We start from the raw sequence: 19,191 nt of genomic DNA, 5'->3' as shown, positions 1-19,191 counted from the left end.
GGCGTCCCTATTCGGGGCTGACTTCGAGCGCGTGACCGACCAGGGCGAGCAGGGTCTCGACGACCGAGATCCGGCGGCGCGCGTCCATGATCATGACAGGTATGTGCGGAGGAACCGTGAGGGCTTCGCGCACGTCGTCCGGCTCGAACCGGTCACTGCCGTCGAAGTGGTTGACGGCGACGACGTACGGCAGTCCGCAGCTCTCGAAGTAGTCGAGTGCCGGGAAGCAGTCCGAGAGACGGCGGGTGTCGGCGAGGACCACCGCACCGATCGCGCCACGCACCAGGTCGTCCCACATGAACCAGAACCGCTGCTGGCCCGGCGTACCGAAGAGGTAGAGCACCAGGTCGTCGTCGAGCGTGATGCGGCCGAAGTCCATGGCCACGGTGGTGGTCAGCTTCTCCGGCGTACCCGTGAGGTCGTCGGTGTCCTCGCTCGCCCGGGTCATCAGCGCCTCCGTCTGGAGAGGCGTGATCTCCGAGACGGAGGTGACGAGCGTGGTCTTGCCGACGCCGAAGCCGCCGGCCACCACGATCTTGGTCGCGATCGGCGCGCGCGTGCGGTCCGTCTGCCAGGCCTGCAGATTCTCCTCGTCGTCGAGGAGAGGGGCGACGCCAGGTTCGGCGTCAGAGACGACGGAGTCCACTCAGCACCCTTTCCAGCAGAGCGCGGTCCGGCTGTCCCGGGCCGTGACCTGTTCCGTACACACGGATCTTTCCCTGGTCCGCCAGGTCGCTCAGCAGCACCCGGACCACTCCGAGCGGCATCCTGAGGAGGGCGGCGATCTCGGCCACCGTGCGCATCCGGCGGCAGAGTTCGACGATGGCCCGCATCTCGGGCATCACCCGGTGGGTGAGCGAGCCGTTCGTCAGCTCCTTGCGCTCCTGCGGGGCCTCCAGCGCGGCCACGAAGGTCTCCACCAGCAGGACGTGCCCGAAGCGCGTCCGTCCACCGGTGAGCGAGTACGGGCGCACCCGGGCGGGCTTGCGGTCGCCGCCGCGGACGGGGAGCTTCGACACGCCGTTCGACACGGTCATCGGGTACTCCCGATCGCCGCGGCCTCGAGGGATTTTCGGAGCTCGATGCGCAGCTCGGGGGTCAGGACGTGTCCGGCACGGCCGACGAAGAGCGCCATGTGGTACGCCACCACGCTCATGTCGCAGTCCGGGGAGCCGTGCACGCCGAGCAGCGAGCCGTCGCTGATCGCCATGACGAACAGACTGCCCTCGTCCATCGCGACCATGGTCTGCTTGACGCCGCCGCCGTCCATCAGCTTGGCGGCACCGATGGTGAGGCTGCCGATGCCGGAGACGATGGTGGCGAGGTCCGCGGCGGAACCCTTGGGGCCGGTGGGCCTGGTGCTGTCGGCCGTCCGCGCCTCGGCGTTGCGGCCGGGGTCGGAGGAGAGCAGCAGCAGGCCGTCGGAGGAGACGACCGCGACCGACAGGAGGCCCGGCACCTCCTCGACGAGATTGGTCAGCAGCCAGTGCAGGTTACGTGCTTCGCTGCTCAGGCCGAAGGTACTGGTCGCGGTCAACTGCTTGCCTCCTCGACTGTGCCCCCCGATGCTTCTACGACCTGTGCGTTGAGCCGCTGCGCCGTGGGCGCGTGTCCTGCGGGAGCGTGTGCGGCGGCCACGGGTTCCGACGGTGCCGGCCCGTCGGGCGTGGGGGTCTCCGCCGTCCGGTCGGCGATCTCCGCCTCCACGTCACGACGGCCCTCGATGGCGCCCCGGTGGAAGCCGCCCAGCCTGCGGCGCAGGGCATCGGCGTCGACGCCGCCCACGCGCGGCCGCGGGGCGGCGGCGGGGGCGGAGATCTTCGGCGTCCGCTTGGGCAGGCCCTTGTCGGTGACCCGGGGGTGATCGTCGGGCGCGCGCTCGTGGCTGTCGGGGCCGATGGCGTAGGGGTCGGTGGTGGCCTCTGCGCGCGGGTCCGGCACCGGAGCGCGCTCGGCGGGGGCGTCCGCGGCGGAGTCGGGAGCCGGCTCGCCGAGGTCCGCGGCCGCCTGGGCGAAGACCGGTGCGGGTCCGGCGAGGCCGGGGTCCGACTCGGGGGCTCCGGGGGCGGGTACGGCCACGGGCCCGGAGTCGGGCCTGGGTGCCGTCCCCGTGGTGGTCGCCGCCACGGGAGAGTCCGGCTCGGAGACCTCCGCCGCGGGAGCCCCGGCCGCCGGAGCCCCCGGTCCGGGAGCTTCCGGTACGAGGGCCTCACCTACGGGGGATCCCGGTGCCGAGCCCCCCTGCGCCGGGGACTCGGGTGCGGGAGACCCCGATGCCGGGGATCCCTGCGCCGGAGTCTCCGATGCCAAGGTTCCCTGTGTCTGAGAACCCGACGCCGAGAAGTCGCGGGCCGCAGACCCTGCTGCCGAGAAATCCCGTGGCGGAGACTCGGGTGCGGGAGACCCCGATGCCGGGGATCCCTGTGCCGGGGACTCGGATGCGGGAGTTCCCGTACCGGAGGCGTCCGACGCGAGGTCCGGGAGGAGCAGCTCCATCGTGGTCTCGGGCGTGAGTTCGGTCTCCGGCCCGGCGGCCGGCTGGGGCTCGCGGGGCGCCGGGATGACCGGGGTCTGCGCGGCCCGCTCGGGCGCGGTCACGGGTGCCTGCCCGGGAACCGGGTCCGCCTCGGGTCCGGCGTCCCGTACGGCCGCCTGGGCCGCCGCGATCAGCGGGTCCTCGTCGCCGGCCGGGACCGACGCGGATCCGGCGCGCACCGAACGACCACGCAGGACATTGGAGTTGGCCTCGGCGTCGGCGCCGGGCAGGGCGACCTGGGGGGCGCCGCCGACGACCCGGGTGGTGGCGGGGACGGTGGACGCGGGCGCGGCTGCCAGCAGTGCCTTCGGGAGGACGACCACGGCGGCCACACCGCCCTGCTTCTGCTCGCGCAACTGCGCCCGTACGCCGTGCCGGTGGGCGAGCCGGGCCACCACGTACAGGCCGAGCCCGAGCCCCTCGCCGCTCTCCTGGTCGTAGGTGTCCTCCGGGTCGAACTCGTCGAGGCGGGCGTTGAGGTGACTCATCCGCTCGTCGGTCATGCCGATGCCCTCGTCCTGCACGGAGAGCATCACCTCGCCGCTCTCGAGCAGCCAGCCGGAGACCTCGACGGGCACGTCGGGCGGCGAGAACGAGGTGGCGTTCTCCAGGAGTTCGGCCACCAGGTGGCTGAGGTCGTCGGCGGCGAATCCGGCGAGGTGCGCGTGCGGGGGCAGCGCGGCGATCCGCACCCGCTCGTAGCGCTCGATCTCGCTGACCGCGGCCCGTACGACATCGACGAGCGGCACGGGGCCCGCGTGGTGCTGGACGTGCTCGGCGCCCGCGAGGACGAGGAGGTTCTCGCTGTGCCGCCGCATGACGGTGGCGAAGTGGTCGAGCTTGAAGAGGGTGGCGAGGCGGTCCGGGTCCTGCTCGCGGTCCTCCAGGCCCTCGATGACGCCGAGCTGGCGCTCCACGAGGCCGAGGGTGCGCAGCGCGAGGTTGACGAAGGTGCTGTGGATGGTGCCGCGCACCTGCTGCAAGTGGGTTGCCGCCTCGGCGAGTTCGCCGCGCAGTTTGTCGCGCTCGTCGGCCATCAGCTGACGCTGGCCGATGAGGTGCTTGCGGTCGCCTTCGAGGGTGCCGATCCGCTCGTGGAGCGTGGCGGCGTGCGTGTGCAGCGCGTTGACGGAGCGGACGACCTGGGCGAACTCGTCGTTGCGGCCGGTGAACTTGACCGGTTCCTGGGAGCCCGGGTCGGCCGCGAGCCGGGCCGAGCCGAGGCGCAGGACGGCGAGCGGCCGGGTGAGACTGCGGGCCATGGCCATCGCGACGCCGACCGCGACGAGCAGCAGCACACCGAGGGCGGTGATGCGGATCTCCAGCGCGGTGACGTCGTCGTCCCGCAGCAGTTCGAGGTCCTTGGTGCGGTGGTCGTTGAGGGAGGCCTCGGCCCCGCGCATCAGCTCGATCCGGGCGGACAGCGCGGCGTCCAGCTTCTTGGTGCCGGTGTCGAGCGCTGAGCCGGAGAGCTTCGGCTGGCCGGTGAGGCTCGCCAGGTACTTGTCGGCGGAGGCGACGTCGGGGCCGGTGACGGTGGAGTCGTAGGACGCCACGGCCTTCTTGGGCGCGGTCTCCCGGAAGTCGGCGACGGCCGCGTCGGAGCGGAGGCGGGCCTGCTGGGCGGCGGCGCTCAGCGCGTCGCGCTGCTTGGTGTCGGCGTCCGAGGAGGTGGTCGTGGTCGTCGCCAGACCGGTGATGGGGTCGATGACGGTCTGGGTGGTGCGCGGGATACCGAGGGCCGCGAGGAGCAGTCCGCGGGCGGCGGCGGACTGCTGGACGGCGGTGTCCAGTTCGGCGAGGGCGTGTGCGCCGGAGCCCGCGCGCAGCGGCGTCCGGTCGGCCAGGTCCTCGGCGAGGGCATGGAGTTCGGTGATGGCCTCGGAGTACGCCCGGTGCGTTTCCAGGGCGGTGCTCTTCCCGGTGAGCGCCGCTCGCCTGAGGGCCGCGATGCTGTCGAGGTCCTCGAGCAGCGCGGCGGGGGCGTCGTCGTCGGCGCGCAGTTCGTCGACCTGCCGGTCGACGCGGGCGCTGCGCTGTTCGGAGGGCGCCTTGGCCTTGGGCCGGCCGGCGGCGACGTACGAGGTGACGTCGTCGCGCTCGTCGGCCAGCGAGTGCGCGAGGGTCAGCGCCTGCTGGGTGCGCTGGGAGAGCGTCACCAGGTTCTGGGAGTCGTTCAGTTGTTGCGAGGCGGACAGCACCGTGGGCGCGCCGGCTCCGGCGATGGCGGCCGCGACGACCGCCACGGCCACGATCAGCCGGTTGCGTACGTGGGCGGTCCTGCCCCGGCCCGTGGAGTCGGTGGCGTCGCCGACGGCGCCACCCTCTGTGGAGTTGGAGGCCGTCTTCTTGCCTGTGCGCCTCGGCCGCGTCTTCTGCACCGGTGCTCGCATTCCTGACTCGTGTACCCATTTGGGGCCCGGGTGACGTCCCGTCAATCGCGGCGTACGCCCGGTACGGCTCCCGACCCTCCCAGTGCCGGTGGGCAGTGGTCCCGCATCATCTGACCCGCCACCCGAAGGAGTGAACATCGGAGGGGAGTTGGCGGGCAAGTTTCCGGGGCGCGCGCGAGGGGCTTGCGCGGCGGGCCGGTTGGACGTCGGGGACGCGCTTTGGCAGTATGCGCCGCCACGTGTTGCCGGAGTCGATCATTCCATGCCAAACCTGGCGCCTGAGCTGCTGGTCCGCACGATCGTGCGACCGTTGCCGCCGTCTCGGGGACCTTGTGAAGGGCTCGTGCAGACTGACGGGATGCGCACTGAACTCGTCTCGGAGCCCGGTGACCCGGACCGCCCCAATGAGGACTTCGCATCGGTCGGACTTCCCGCTTCAGGACAGGGCGGTTCACTGGTGGTGCTGGACGGGGTGACACCTCCTCGGGGCGACTACGGCTGTGTTCATCCGGTCGCCTGGTTCGCCGCGCGGCTCGGCGGGGCACTGACCGAACTGTCCGTTTCACAGGGGGATTTGCCGCTGCCGGAGGTCCTGTCGCAGGCGATCGGCCGGGTGGCCGCCGCGCACGCCGCCACCTGTGACCTTTCTCACCCGCGCACACCCCAGGCAACCGTCGTCCTCGCACGGTGGTCCCCGTCCGGCGTCGAGTACTTGGTGCTCTCGGACTCGGCCCTGCTGGTGGAATCCCCCACCGGTGAGGTGACCGCTCTGCTGGACGACCGCCTCTCCCGCCTCCCCCGCACCTCGCTCGCCACGGACGCCGTCGCGGACGCCACGGTCCGCAACAGGGAGGGCGGCTTCTTCACGGCGGCCGCGGACCCCTCGGTGGCCTCCCGCGCGGTGACGGGCACACTCCCCCGCGCCTCCGTCCGCGCCCTGGCGGCCCTCACGGACGGCGCCACCCGCTGGGTGGAGCGGTTCCACAGGGGCGACTGGGCCGATCTGTTCGCCCTCGTGCGCACGGAGGGGTCCCCCGCCCTCGTCGAGCGCGTCCGGGGCCTGGAACGCGCGGACGCGCCGGAGGGGTCGTGTCCGCGGCGGGGCAAGAAGCACGACGACGCGACGGTGGTGTTCGTGGAGCTGTGAGGGGATACGGGGAGCCGTGAGAGGACGGGTACGGCGGCCGGCCGGGCTACTTCTCCATGCCGAGGTTCAGCTGGTGCAGCAGCCTGGCGAGTTCCGCGACCTCGTTCTGGTCCCAGTGGGCGAGTTGGCTGACGTAGCGGGCGCGGCGGGCCTCGCGGACGCTGGTGACGCGGCCGCGGCCCTCCTCGGTGAGGTGGACGAGCCAGGCACGGCCGTCCGCGGGGTCGGGTTCGCGCGCCACGAGGCCCAACTCCTCCAGGGCGCGCAGCTGCCGGGACATGGTGGCCTTGCCGACGCCGATGTAGGCGGCGAGTTCGGTGGCGCGCTGCCGGCCGCACTCCTCGAGGCGGACGAGCAGTCCGTACGCGGCGGACTCCAGGTCCGGATGGACCTCGCGGGCCATCTCCCCCTGGTTGGCGCGGGCGCGGCGCAGGAACACGGTCAACTCGCGTTCCAGGGAAAGGAACTCGCGCTCCGCGCCGCCGTGCGTCGCGGGCCGGTCCACACCATTTCCCGACACGTCGGATTCGACCGGACGTCCGCCGTCGTTTCCGTGCTCGTGCACGTCAGCACCCCTGACCCGGTTTCCCGATCCTGAAAGTTTCTGCCAGAACTCGCCGTTGCCGCAGCTCCGCCAGTATTTCGCAGGCGTAGACCAACGGCAGCCTCCGGCCCCTCTTCCCACGCCGTCGTCTACGTGCGTAGCTTCTTTATCAGACACTTATCTGCTGGCATGCGCACGCCACCCCAGTGCAAGGACGACCTGATCCCCCCTTCGGCACGCGTGCCCGCACTCTCCCCCCACCGAGCTCCGGCGAGCTCCACCGAGCCCCTCCGGAGTTCCATCGCCCTTCGGAGGCACGCACATGCCCGTGCACAGATCCGGAACGGCCCACCGCCTGCGCGTGCTCGCGGTAGGAACCCTGCTCGCCGCCTTCACCCTCCTCTACTCCCTCCCCGCCTCCGCCGCCGACACCCCCGCCCGGGGTTCCGCCCGGATGGGCATCGGGGTCATCGCCCACGACGGCCAGGACGGCACGCCGTCCACCGGTGACGCCACCCAGACGGAAGGCGTGGACGTCTCCGGCCACCAGGGCAACGTCGCCTGGTCGACGCTGTGGAGCAGCGGGGTCAGGTGGGCCTACACCAAGGCGACCGAGGGGACGTACTACACGAACCCGTACTTCGCCCAGCAGTACAACGGCGCGTACAACGTCGGCATGATCCGCGGCTCGTACCACTTCGCGACCCCGGACACCACGACCGGCGCCACCCAGGCCAACTACTTCGTCGACCACGGCGGCGGCTGGTCCAGGGACGGCAAGACCCTGCCCGGCGTCCTCGACATCGAGTGGAACCCGTACGGGGCCGCCTGCTACGGCAAGACACAGAGCGCGATGGTCAGCTGGATCAGCAGCTTCCTCGCCCAGTACAAGGCCCGCACCGGGCGGGACGCGGTGATCTACACGGCCACCACCTGGTGGACCCAGTGCACCGGCAACTACGGCGGCTTCGCCTCCGCCAACCCGCTGTGGATCGCGCGCTACGCCTCCGATCCGGGGACGCTCCCGGCGGGCTGGGGGTTCTACACGATGTGGCAGTACACCTCGTCCGGCCCGACGGTCGGGGACCACGACAAGTTCAACGGCGCCCTCGACCGCGTGGCGGCCCTCGCCAACGGCTGACCCGCACAGGACGAGCGGCGCGGGCACCTGACGCGGCGCGCACGCGCCTGACGTACGGCGAAGGCCCGGGCCTCCCTCACGGGACCCGGGCCTTCCCTTCCGGCAGCGTCCGTCACGCCGCTACCGGAACCTCCGGCACGGCGCCGTTCGTCGCCGGCGCCAGTGCCAGCTCCAGGACCTGGCGGACGTCCGTGACGGCGTGGACGTCGAGCTTGTCCAGGACCTCGGCCGGGACGTCGTCCAGATCGGCCTCGTTGCGCTTCGGGATGATCACGGTCGTGACACCCGCCCGGTGCGCGGCGAGCAGCTTCTGCTTCACGCCGCCGATGGGCAGGACACGGCCGGTCAGCGAGACCTCGCCGGTCATGGCCACGTCGGTGCGGACCAGCCGGCCCGACAGGAGCGACGCCAGGGCGGTCGTCATCGTGACGCCCGCGCTCGGCCCGTCCTTGGGGACGGCGCCCGCCGGGAAGTGGATGTGCGCACCCCGGTCCTTCAGGTCGCCGACGGGCAGTTCGAGCTCCGCGCCGTGCGAGCGCAGGAAGGAGAGCGCGATCTGTGCCGACTCCTTCATCACGTCGCCCAGCTGACCGGTGAGGGTCAGACCCGCAGCGCCCGTCTCCGGGTCGGCCAGCGACGCCTCCACGTAGAGGACGTCACCGCCCGCGCCGGTGACGGCCAGACCGGTGGCGACACCGGGCACCGCCGTACGGCGCTCGGCCGGGTCCTGAGCGGACTCGGGCACGTGGTGCGGGCGCCCGATGAGCCCGCGCAGGTCGGCGTCGGTCACCGTGAACGGCAGCTCCCGCTCGCCCAGTTCGTGCTGGGCCGCGACCTTGCGCAGCAGCCGGGCGATGCCCCGCTCCAGATTGCGCACGCCCGCTTCCCGGGTGTACTCCCCGGCGAGCTTGCGCAGCGCGCTCTCCGCGAGGACGACCTCGTCCTTCTCGAGACCGGCCCGCTCCAGCTGACGCGGCAGCAGGTGGTCCCGGGCGATGACGACCTTCTCGTCCTCGGTGTAGCCGTCGAGGCGGACCAGCTCCATGCGGTCGAGCAGGGCCTCCGGGATGGCTTCGAGCACATTGGCCGTGGCCAGGAACACGACGTCGGAGAGGTCGAGTTCGACTTCCAGGTAGTGGTCACGGAAGGTGTGGTTCTGCGCCGGGTCGAGGACTTCGAGCAGCGCCGCCGCCGGGTCGCCCCTGAAGTCGGAGCCGACCTTGTCGATCTCGTCGAGCAGGACCACCGGGTTCATCGACCCGGCCTCCTTGATGGCGCGGACGATCCGGCCGGGCAGCGCGCCGACGTACGTACGGCGGTGGCCGCGGATCTCGGCCTCGTCCCGTACGCCGCCGAGGGCGACACGGACGAACTTGCGGCCCATGGCGTGCGCGACGGACTCGCCGAGCGAGGTCTTGCCGACGCCGGGCGGGCCGACGAGCGCGAGCACGGCACCGCCGCGCCGGCCTCCGACGACTCCGAGACCGCGCTCGGAGCGCCGCTTGCGCACGGCGAGGTACTCGGTGATGCGCTCCTTCACGTCCTCCAGACCGGCGTGCTCGGCGTCGAGCACGGACTGGGCGCCCTGGATGTCGTACGCGTCCTCGGTCCGCTCGTTCCACGGCAGTTCCAGGACGGTGTCGAGCCAGGTCCTGATCCAGCTGCCCTCGGGCGACTGGTCACTGGACCGCTCCAGCTTCTCGACCTCCTTGAGAGCGGCCTCACGGACGTTCTCCGGAAGATCGGCGGCCTCGACGCGGGCGCGGTAGTCGTCGGACTCGTCCTCGCCGTCCTCGCCCTTGAGGTCGCGCAGTTCCTTGCGTACGGCTTCCAGCTGGCGCCGCAGCAGGAACTCGCGCTGCTGCTTGTCGACGCCCTCCTGGACGTCCTTGGCGATCGACTCGGCGACATCCTGCTCGGCGAGATGCTCACGGAGCTGCTCGGTGGCGAGCTTCAGCCGGGCCACGGGGTCGGCGGTCTCCAGCAGCTCGACCTTCTGCTGGACGGTCAGGAACGGTGAGTAACCGGAATTGTCGGCAAGGGCGGAGACATCGTCGATCTGCTGCACCCTGTCCACGACCTGCCAGGCGGCGCGCTTGCGCAGCCAGCTGGTGGCCAGGGCCTTGTATTCCTTCACCAGGTCGGCGACCCGGCCGGGCAGGGGGTCGGGGAGGGTCTCCTCGATCCGGGTGCCCTCGACCCAGAGTGCGGCACCGGGACCGGTGGTCCCCGCGCCGACCTTCACGCGCCCGCGCCCGCGGATCAGCGCGCCCGGGTCGCCGTCGGCCAGCCGGCCGACCTGCTCGACGGTGCCGAGCACTCCGGTGCTCGCGTAGGTCCCGTCGATGCGTGGCACCAGGAGTACCTGAGGCTTGCCGGGCGTTGAACGGGCGGCGGCCTGAGCAGCCTCCACCGCGGCACGCACATCGGTGTCGTTCAGATCCAGCGGAACCACCATCCCGGGCAGCACGACCTCGTCGTCGAGCGGCAACACGGGCAGGGTGAGTGATGCGGACGTCGAAGCCATGATCTCCCCTTCGGCAGTCAAGTTGAGCTATGCCGACTCAATGCACGGAGGCCGCCCAATGTTCCCCTGGGACTGTTCGCTCTGAGCGATCACTTCCGATCGACCGCGACCCGCCAGCATCTCCGCTGGTCATCAGCGGTCCGGGGCCGGTCCGGTCGAGCGGGAAGCCGCCGCCCGGGCACCGGCCAAGGGGGTGGCGCGACGCCGGGCCGCCCTGGCATCATCACCAGGTGGGTAATGGCTAACATCACGTAGTGACCATTACATGAACCGGAAGCGGGCGCAGGGGGGCAGCGTGGACAGGATCGTGCGGGCCTGGGTGGACGGATGGGTCGTCTCGCGCGGGGCGGCGCCGCCCGTCGTCGAGGGATGGGGGTACACCATCGATGTCGGGCAGAAGGGGCACGTGACGCGGCATGTCCTCGGGGCGACGAACGACCGGGTCGAGGAGGCCTCGGTCCGGAAGGTCGCGGACGCGGTGACCGCGGCCGGGGTCTGGCTCAAGGTCTTCGCCGAACCCTCGGCCGTCCGGCCCTGGCTCGGCGCGGGCTGGTGGATCGACCCTGAGCCCGGCTATCTGATGTCCGTGCCCCTGACCGACACCGGGAGCGCCGCCTCGGACGGTGGCCTGCCCGTCGGCTACCGGCTGCGCACCTGGACCCGCGGTGGCGTCACGCGCGCCCTGGTCACGGCGTCGGACGGCTCCTGGGCGGCCCGCGGCCAGATCGCCCCCACGGGCGGGACGGCGGTCGTGGACCAGATAGAGACGTCGGCGGAGCACCGGCGACGGGGGCTCGGCCGCTTCGTGATGCGGACCCTCACCCGGGCCGCCGCGGACCAGGGCGCCGAGACGGGAGTGCTGGCGGGGACACCGGAGGGGCGGGCACTGTACGAGTCACTGGGGTGGCGGGTGGAGGCACCGCTGGCGAGCGGGCACTTCGTCGGGGACCGGTCCTAGCGCCGGATTCCTCGAACGGCGTACGCACGTCTCTCCGGAACAGAGGAGTCGGTGGTGCGGGTCTCCCCCGTGGCCAGGGTCGGGCTCGGGTGGTGAGCCGACCGGTGCGCGGCGGGTGGCAGGGGCGAAGGTCAGCACGTAGCAGGGGGCTCCGGTCGCCGGTCGCCTCCTCGCGCGCCACCAGGACCGCACGTCACACGACGCGGGTCACCCGGCCGCTCGAGCTGTTGATCGGGATGCGAGGTGGCCGCCTGCCGTTGGAAGGTGGAGTCATGAACCATCACCACTCCCAGCACACGATCGACATCGACAGCCGGCTCGTCACCACCGGCGCCGTGCTCACCGTGACCGGTGCCGTAGTGGCGTGCACCGGCATGGTCATCGCGGCCGTCGCCGTGTTCTCCGCAGGCCGGCGCCTGATCCGCGACATGGACGTGACCCCGGCCCAGCAGGCGGCCATCAAGTGGCAGCAGGCCAAGGAGGCGTCCCGAGCGGGCATGCAGGCCTGGCAGTCCGCGTCCGACGCCCAGAACGGGTCGCTCTCCAACTAGCGGGCCCCGCCCGCGGCCCTTCGAGGGGCAGGCGCCCTCGCGCAGGCCTCGGAGCGGGCCCGGGCCGAAGGCCGAGAAGGAGCCGGCCGGACAACTGGACATGAACCCGAAGGACAGCGACCGGCCCGTCCCGGAAGCCGCCGAAGCCGGCCGACCTCCGGCTGCCTCCCGGGCTCTTCGCTTCCTTCCTCCCCGCCGGCTCGCCCGCCCTCCCCGAGGACGAGCCGAAGGACATCCTGCCGCCACTGAACGCGGTCCCCACACTGGTGTGCGTCAACCCCGAACGCAGGTGACCGCGGGGCGCCTGATCCCGCCTCGCACCGCCCGGGGCCGGACCCTGGGGGCCGGGCCCCGGGCGAAATCCTGGCCACCCGTTCCGGTGAAACTGCCAGGATGGCGCCATGACTGCCTCGTACGACATCCCTGTGGTCATCGACCGCCGCCAGGGCCCGTACGGCGAGGTCGTGTTGCGGCGCCACGGCGCGCTGCTGCAGATCATCGCCAACGGGTGCTTTCTGATGGACACGTCCGACGGGCGTTCCGAGCGACTGCTCGTGGACGCGGCGTACGACGCCCTGGACGGGCGCCCGGAGCCGAGTCTGCTGATCGGCGGGCTCGGCGTCGGCTTCTCGCTCGCGCACGCGGCCGCCGACCCCCGCTGGGGGCACATCACGGTGGTCGAGCGCGAGCGGGCCGTCATCGACTGGCACCGGGACGGCCCGCTCGCCGGACTCTCGGCCCGGGCGCTCACCGACCCGCGCACGGAGATCGTCGAGTCCGATCTCGTCGAGTACGTCAATGAGATCTCCGACACGTTCGACGCGCTGTGCCTCGACATCGACAACGGACCCGGCTGGACCGTCACCGAGGGCAACGCGGGCCTCTACGGGGCGTCCGGACTCGCAGGCTGCGCAAGGACGTTGAAGCCGGGCGGCGTGCTCGCCGTGTGGTCGGCACAGCCCTCTCCGGAATTTGAAGGATCCTTGCGGAATGCCGGATTCCAGCGGATCCGTACCGAAGAGATCCCTGTTGCCCGGGGCGTTCCCGACGTCGTGCATCTCGGGGTAAGGCCTGGATAGCCGAGGCACGGTGACTGCCCGTACCCTGCTTGCCTGACGCGGATCATTCAAGCGTCAAGCGCAGTCATGGGATCACCCCACGGATTCCGGAAAGCACACTTCAGGGGCGGGCGATGGAGCAGACACACACCTCCCAGAACGGCACGGCGGCGACCCAGGGCGCTCAGCGCCGGGTATTGGTCGTCGAGGACGACCCGACGATCGTCGACGCCATCGCGGCCCGCCTGAGAGCCGAGGGATTCCTCGTGCAAACCGCGGGCGACGGTCCGGCCGCCGTCGACACCGCCGAGGCCTGGCAGCCCGATCTGCTGATCCTCGACATCATGCTGCCCGGCTTCGACGGCCTGGAGGTCTGCCGCCGTGTGCAGGCCGCCCGCCCGGTGCCGGTACTGATGCTCACCGCGCGCGACGACGAGACCGACATGCTGGTCGGGCTCGGCGTCGGCGCCGACGACTACATGACCAAGCCCTTCTCGATGCGTGAGCTGGCCGCTCGCGTGCACGTCCTGCTCCGCAGGGTCGAGCGCGCGGTGGTCGCGGCCTCCACGCCGCGCAGCGGCATCCTGCGCCTCGGTGAGCTGGAGATCGACCACGCGCAGCGCCGGGTGCGGGTGCGCAGCGAGGACGTGCACCTCACTCCCACAGAGTTCGATCTCCTCGTCTGCCTCGCGAACACCCCGCGTGCCGTACTCTCGCGCGAGCAGCTGCTCGCCGAGGTGTGGGACTGGGCGGACGCCTCCGGTACCCGGACCGTCGACAGCCACATCAAGGCGCTGCGTCGCAAGATCGGTGCCGAGCGGATCCGTACGGTGCACGGCGTGGGCTACGCACTCGAGACCCCGACTCCCTGAGCCGGGGCTCCGTCGGAACGTCGGGACCTGCGTGATCGGGACCTGCGTGAGGGGCTGATGTGATGAGCGGACTCGGAGAGAGAGGACGCGGGCTCGGCGAGCGCGCGTCCGGGGAGCGCAGGAGCGCGGGCCCCTGGGGCGGTGTACGGCCCTTCTCGATCAAGACCAAGCTGGGCGCGCTGGTCGTCATCTCCGTACTCATCACCACGGGTCTGTCGATGATCGCGGTGCACACCAAGACGGAGCTCCGCTTCATCACGGTCTTCTCGATGATCGCCACCCTGCTGATCACGCAGTTCGTGGCGCACTCGCTCACCGCGCCGCTGGACGAGATGAACGCCGTGGCCCGCTCCATCTCGCACGGCGACTACACCCGGCGGGTGCGTGACGACCGGCGGGACGAGCTGGGCGACCTGGCCCAGACGATCAACCTCATGGCCGACGAGCTGGAGGCGCAGGACCGCCAGCGCAAGGAACTCGTGGCGAATGTCTCGCACGAGCTGCGCACCCCCATCGCGGGCCTGCGCGCGGTCCTGGAGAACGTCGTGGACGGTGTCTCGGCGGCCGACCCCGAGACGATGCGCACGGCGCTGAAGCAGACGGAGCGGCTCGGACGGCTGGTGGAGACCCTCCTCGACCTGTCCCGGCTGGACAACGGCGTCGTGCCGCTGCGCAGGCGCCGCTTCGAGGTGTGGCCCTATCTGTCCGGTGTGCTGAAGGAGGCCAACATGGTCGCCTCCGCGCGCGCGGACATCGCCTCGGGCTCCGGCAGCCACACCCGCACGGACGTCCATCTGCACCTCGACGTGTCCCCGCCGGAGCTGACCGCGCACGCGGACCCGGAGCGGATCCACCAGGTCGTGGCGAATCTCATCGACAACGCCGTCAAGCACAGCCCGCCGCACGGCCGGGTGACCGTGAAGGCGCGACGCGGCGCCTACCCCGAGTCGCTGGCCCTGGAGGTCCTGGACGAGGGGCCCGGCATTCCGAAGTCGGAGTGGCACCGCGTCTTCGAGCGGTTCAACCGGGGCGGGGTGCCCGCGCCGCACGGTCCGGGCAGCGACGGCGGTACGGGACTGGGCCTGGCCATCGCCCGCTGGGCGGTCGATCTGCACGGCGGACGCATCGGCGTGGCCGAATCCCAGCGGGGCTGCCGGATCCAGGTCATCCTTCCGGGACTCCCTTCTCTGCCAAGTTGACGTAAAGTTCGAACCGGAGCCGCAAGATCCATCGCTGTAGCCGCCGGCGTACACGTGTGATCAGGCACAGGGCCGCGTGAGTCACGCCGTGCCCCCCGGTCGACGTACCCATTCCGAAGCGGAACCCCGCTTGTTTCCCGCCATTTCCACAGCCGAAACACGGATTCCGATGTGACTTGCGCGACGTTGGACGGGCCCGGCCTGACCTTCTCGGCCAGGGAGGCGTAGCCTTTATTCCCGCTGTCCATCACCTTGTGAAGCGGAAGAGGGCGGTTGCCGCCGTGTCGCCACAGTCCCCCAGTAACTCGAGCATCTCGACCGATGACCAAGCCGCCGGGAAGAACCCCGCGGCCGCCTTCGGTGCCAACGAGTGGCTCGTCGACGAGATCTATCAGCAGTACCTCCAGGACCCGAATTCGGTAGACCGAGCCTGGTGGGACTTCTTCGCCGATTACAAGCCCGGCGCGGCCGCAGTACCCGCCGCCTCGGGTCCGGCGGGTACTGCGGCCGCGGGGGCCGCAGGGACCACCACGTCCGCGCCTGCCGCGCCGGCCGCCCCCGTGGCGCCCGCGGCTCGCCAGGCTCCTCCCCAGGCCGCGCCCGCTCCGGCCGCCGCTCCCGCGGCCCCGAAGCCCGCCGCTGCCGCCCCGGCTCCCGCGAAGGCCGCTCCGGCCGCCGCGCAGCCGAAGGCCGCACCGGCCACCGAGGCGCCCGAGGGCCCCGAGTACGTCACCCTGCGCGGTCCCGCCGGTGCCGTCGCGAAGAACATGAACGCCTCGCTGGAGCTGCCCACGGCCACGTCCGTGCGCGCGGTCCCGGTGAAGCTGCTCTTCGACAACCGCATCGTCATCAACAACCACCTGAAGCGCGCCCGGGGCGGGAAGATCTCCTTCACCCACCTCATCGGCTACGCGATGGTGCAGGCCATCAAGGCCATGCCGTCGATGAACTGGCACTACGCGGAGAAGGACGGGAAGCCCACCCTCGTCAAGCCGCCGCACGTCAACTTCGGCCTCGCCATCGACCTGGTGAAGCCCAACGGTGACCGCCAGCTGGTCGTCGCGGGCATCAAGAAGGCCGAGACGCTGAACTTCTTCGAGTTCTGGCAGGCCTACGAGGACATCGTCCGCCGCGCCCGTGACGGCAAGCTGACGATGGACGACTTCACCGGTGTCACGGTCTCCCTGACCAACCCCGGCGGCCTCGGCACCGTCCACTCGGTCCCGCGCCTGATGCCCGGACAGTCGGTCATCATGGGCGTCGGCTCGATGGACTACCCGGCGGAGTTCCAGGGCACCTCCCAGGACACCCTGAACAAGCTCGGCATCGCCAAGGTCATGACGCTCACGTCGACCTACGACCACCGGGTCATCCAGGGCGCGGCCTCCGGCGAGTTCCTGCGCGTCGTGGCGAACTCCCTGCTCGGCGAGACCGGCTTCTACGACGAGGTCTTCGAGTCGCTGCGGATTCCCTACGAGCCGGTCCGCTGGCTCAAGGACATCGACGCCTCGCACGACGACGACGTCACGAAGGCCGCCCGGGTCTTCGAGCTGATCCACTCCTACCGGGTCCGCGGCCACGTCATGGCCGACACCGACCCGCTGGAGTACCGCCAGCGCAAGCACCCCGACCTGGACATCACCGAGCACGGCCTCACGCTCTGGGACCTGGAGCGCGAGTTCGCCGTCGGCGGCTTCGCGGGCAAGTCCCTGATGAAGCTGCGCGACATCCTCGGTGTGCTGCGCGACTCGTACTGCCGCACCACCGGCATCGAGTTCATGCACATCCAGGACCCGAAGCAGCGCAAGTGGATCCAGGACCGCATCGAGCGCCCGCACACCAAGCCGGAGCGCGAGGAGCAGCTGCGCATCCTGCGCCGTCTGAACGCGGCGGAGGCCTTCGAGACCTTCCTGCAGACGAAGTACGTCGGCCAGAAGCGCTTCTCCCTGGAGGGCGGCGAGTCCGTCATCCCGCTCCTGGACGCCGTCATCGACAGCGCCGCGGAGTCCCGCCTGGACGAGGTCGTCATCGGCATGGCCCACCGCGGCCGCCTGAACGTCCTCGCGAACATCGTCGGCAAGTCGTACGCGCAGATCTTCCGCGAGTTCGAGGGCAACCTCGACCCGAAGTCGATGCACGGCTCCGGCGACGTGAAGTACCACCTGGGCGCCCAGGGCACCTTCACCGGCCTGGACGGCGAGCAGATCAAGGTCGCGCTGGCCGCCAACCCGTCCCACCTCGAGACGGTCGACCCGGTCATCGAGGGCATCGTCCGCGCCCGGCAGGACATCATCAACAAGGGCGGCACGGACTTCACCGTCCTGCCCGTCGCCCTGCACGGTGACGCGGCCTTCGCCGGCCAGGGTGTGGTCGCCGAGACGCTCAACATGTCGCAGCTGCGCGGCTACCGCACGGGCGGCACGGTCCACATCGTCATCAACAACCAGGTCGGCTTCACCGCCGCCCCGGAATCGTCGCGCTCCTCCATGTACGCCACCGACGTGGCCCGCATGATCGAGGCGCCGATCTTCCACGTGAACGGTGACGACCCCGAGGCCGTCGTCCGCGTCGCGCGGCTGGCGTTCGAGTTCCGCCAGGCGTTCAACAAGGACGTCGTGATCGACCTCATCTGCTACCGCCGCCGCGGACACAACGAGTCCGACAACCCGGCGTTCACGCAGCCGCTGATGTACGACCTGATCGACAAGAAGCGCTCGGTGCGCAAGCTCTACACCGAGTCCCTGATCGGTCGCGGCGACATCACCCTCGAAGAGGCCGAGCAGGCGCTGCAGGACTTCCAGGGCCAGCTGGAGAAGGTCTTCACCGAGGTCCGCGAGGCCGTCGCGCAGGCGCCCGAGGCTCACGTCCCGGACGTCCAGGCCGAGTTCCCGGTCGCCGTGTCCACCGCGGTCTCCCAGGAGATCGTGAAGCGGATCGCCGAGTCCCAGGTCAACATCCCGGACAACGTCACCGTGCACCCGCGGCTGCTCCCGCAGCTCCAGCGCCGTGCGTCGATGATCGAGGACGGCACGATCGACTGGGGCATGGGCGAGACCCTCGCCATCGGTTCGCTGCTCCTGGAGGGCACGCCGGTCCGGCTGTCCGGCCAGGACTCGCGCCGCGGCACCTTCGGCCAGCGTCACGCGGTGCTGATCGACCGGGTCACGGGCGAGGACTACACCCCGCTCCAGTACCTCTCGGACGAGCAGGCCCGCCTGAACGTCTACGACTCGCTGCTCTCCGAGTACGCGGTCATGGGCTTCGAGTACGGCTACTCGCTGGCCCGCCCGGACGCGCTGGTGATGTGGGAGGCGCAGTTCGGCGACTTCGTCAACGGCGCCCAGACGGTCGTCGACGAGTACATCTCGGCCGCCGAGCAGAAGTGGGGCCAGACGTCCGGCGTCACCCTGCTGCTCCCGCACGGCTACGAGGGCCAGGGCCCGGACCACTCCTCGGCCCGCATCGAGCGCTTCCTCCAGCTGTGCGCGCAGAACAACATGACGGTCGCCCAGCCGACGTCCCCGTCGAACTACTTCCACCTCCTGCGGTGGCAGGTGCACAACCCGCACCACAAGCCGCTGGTGGTCTTCACCCCGAAGTCGATGCTGCGCCTCAAGGCGGCGGCCTCGAAGGCGGAGGAGTTCACGTCGGGTCAGTTCCGTCCGGTCATCGGCGACGACTCGGTCGACGCGGCCGCCGTGCGCAAGGTCGTGTTCTGCGCCGGCAAGCTGTACTACGACCTGGAGGCCGAGCGGAAGAAGCGCGGCAGCACGGACACGGCGATCATCCGTATCGAGCGCCTGTACCCGCTGCCGGGTGCCGAGCTCCAGGCGGAGATCGCCAAGTACCCGAACGCCGAGAAGTACCTGTGGGCCCAGGAGGAGCCGGCGAACCAGGGCGCCTGGCCGTTCATCGCGCTCAACCTGATCGACCACCTGGACCTGGCGGTCGGCGCCGACGTCCCGCACGGCGAGCGCCTGCGCCGCATCTCGCGTCCGCACTCCTCCTCGCCCGCCGTGGGTTCCGCGAAGCGGCACCAGGCGGAGCAGGAGCAGCTGGTGCGTGAGGTGTTCGAGGCCTAGGCCCGCGGCACGGCGGTACGCATCGCCTGTACGGCGTCGGAGACCCGGTTCCCTCTCGAGGGGCCGGGTCTCCGGTCTGTGCGGCGGTTCGTGCGCAGGCCGGTTCCCTTTCACCGCGTCACCCACCCCGGAGGCCCTCCGGGAGCCCCGCGCCCCCGCCTATCCTTTTGTCCAGCGTTTCCC

The 19,191-nt window shown here is 71.0% G+C and carries 14 protein-coding genes; 8 read left to right on the top strand and 6 right to left on the bottom strand.

The window, feature by feature from the left end; translation table 11 throughout:
- Positions 1-7: 7 nt before the first annotated feature.
- The 4 genes from OG788_RS30045 to OG788_RS30030 are packed head-to-tail and all read right to left on the bottom strand — an operon-like array spanning position 8 to position 4,917.
- The gene (locus OG788_RS30045) at positions 8-646 is read right to left on the bottom strand and encodes an ATP/GTP-binding protein (RefSeq protein WP_351547463.1); all 639 of its coding nucleotides are present in this window, start codon (positions 644-646) and stop codon (positions 8-10) included.
- The gene (locus OG788_RS30040) at positions 627-1,037 is read right to left on the bottom strand and encodes a DUF742 domain-containing protein (protein WP_351547466.1); all 411 of its coding nucleotides are present in this window, start codon (positions 1,035-1,037) and stop codon (positions 627-629) included. The genes OG788_RS30045 and OG788_RS30040 overlap by 20 nt, the downstream gene beginning before the upstream one ends.
- Positions 1,034-1,537 (bottom strand): roadblock/LC7 domain-containing protein, encoded by a 504-nt coding sequence (locus tag OG788_RS30035; RefSeq protein ID WP_351547469.1) that lies wholly within the window; start codon positions 1,535-1,537, stop codon positions 1,034-1,036. The genes OG788_RS30040 and OG788_RS30035 overlap by 4 nt, the downstream gene beginning before the upstream one ends.
- Positions 1,534-4,917, bottom strand: coding sequence for a nitrate- and nitrite sensing domain-containing protein (locus tag OG788_RS30030; RefSeq protein ID WP_406374471.1), 3,384 nt, complete (start codon positions 4,915-4,917; stop codon positions 1,534-1,536). The genes OG788_RS30035 and OG788_RS30030 overlap by 4 nt, the downstream gene beginning before the upstream one ends.
- A gap of 370 nt (positions 4,918-5,287) precedes the next feature.
- Here OG788_RS30030 and OG788_RS30025 point away from each other — a divergent pair, with 370 nt between their 5' ends.
- The gene (locus OG788_RS30025) at positions 5,288-6,076 is read left to right on the top strand and encodes a protein phosphatase 2C domain-containing protein (RefSeq protein ID WP_406374470.1); all 789 of its coding nucleotides are present in this window, start codon (positions 5,288-5,290) and stop codon (positions 6,074-6,076) included.
- 46 nt (positions 6,077-6,122) lie between these two features.
- On the opposite strand, the gene OG788_RS30020 is transcribed toward OG788_RS30025, so the two are convergent.
- Positions 6,123-6,641 carry a MarR family transcriptional regulator gene (locus OG788_RS30020; RefSeq protein ID WP_356461356.1) on the bottom strand — a complete coding sequence of 173 codons (519 nt, stop codon included), beginning with the start codon at positions 6,639-6,641 and terminating at the stop codon, positions 6,123-6,125.
- Positions 6,642-6,942: 301 nt separating this feature from the next.
- Between OG788_RS30020 and OG788_RS30015 the strand changes: the two genes are divergently transcribed.
- Entirely contained in the window at positions 6,943-7,761 is an 819-nt protein-coding gene (locus OG788_RS30015; RefSeq protein ID WP_406374469.1) for a lysozyme, read from the top strand.
- A gap of 112 nt (positions 7,762-7,873) precedes the next feature.
- On the opposite strand, the gene lon is transcribed toward OG788_RS30015, so the two are convergent.
- Positions 7,874-10,288, bottom strand: a complete 2,415-nt coding sequence (gene lon, locus OG788_RS30010; protein ID WP_351547483.1) for an endopeptidase La — start codon at positions 10,286-10,288, stop codon at positions 7,874-7,876.
- A 295-nt stretch (positions 10,289-10,583) separates the two neighbouring features.
- On the opposite strand from lon, the gene OG788_RS30005 reads away from it, so the two are divergent.
- The 6 genes from OG788_RS30005 to OG788_RS29980 all read left to right on the top strand — a co-directional run bounded on the left by OG788_RS30005 (position 10,584) and on the right by OG788_RS29980 (position 19,008).
- Positions 10,584-11,246, top strand: a complete 663-nt coding sequence (locus OG788_RS30005) for a GNAT family N-acetyltransferase (RefSeq protein WP_406374468.1) — start codon at positions 10,584-10,586, stop codon at positions 11,244-11,246.
- A gap of 272 nt (positions 11,247-11,518) precedes the next feature.
- The gene (locus OG788_RS30000; RefSeq protein WP_351547488.1) at positions 11,519-11,797 is read left to right on the top strand and encodes a hypothetical protein; all 279 of its coding nucleotides are present in this window, start codon (positions 11,519-11,521) and stop codon (positions 11,795-11,797) included.
- Positions 11,798-12,198: 401 nt separating this feature from the next.
- On the top strand, positions 12,199-12,876 hold the full coding sequence (locus OG788_RS29995) for a spermidine synthase (RefSeq protein WP_406374467.1): 678 nt from the start codon (positions 12,199-12,201) through the stop codon (positions 12,874-12,876).
- A gap of 113 nt (positions 12,877-12,989) precedes the next feature.
- Positions 12,990-13,727 (top strand): response regulator transcription factor, encoded by a 738-nt coding sequence (locus tag OG788_RS29990; RefSeq protein ID WP_266762665.1) that lies wholly within the window; start codon positions 12,990-12,992, stop codon positions 13,725-13,727.
- A gap of 62 nt (positions 13,728-13,789) precedes the next feature.
- Positions 13,790-14,926, top strand: a complete 1,137-nt coding sequence (locus tag OG788_RS29985; protein ID WP_406374466.1) for an ATP-binding protein — start codon at positions 13,790-13,792, stop codon at positions 14,924-14,926.
- Positions 14,927-15,207: 281 nt separating this feature from the next.
- On the top strand, positions 15,208-19,008 hold the full coding sequence (locus tag OG788_RS29980; RefSeq protein ID WP_406374465.1) for a multifunctional oxoglutarate decarboxylase/oxoglutarate dehydrogenase thiamine pyrophosphate-binding subunit/dihydrolipoyllysine-residue succinyltransferase subunit: 3,801 nt from the start codon (positions 15,208-15,210) through the stop codon (positions 19,006-19,008).
- The last annotated feature ends 183 nt before the right edge of the window (positions 19,009-19,191 follow it).

Origin of the sequence: Streptomyces sp. NBC_00647 (genome assembly GCF_045207245.1) — a bacterium.
Classification (GTDB): domain Bacteria; phylum Actinomycetota; class Actinomycetes; order Streptomycetales; family Streptomycetaceae; genus Streptomyces.
The sequence above is the reverse complement of the archived record's forward strand: the minus strand, read 5'-3'. Positions and strand labels throughout refer to the sequence as shown.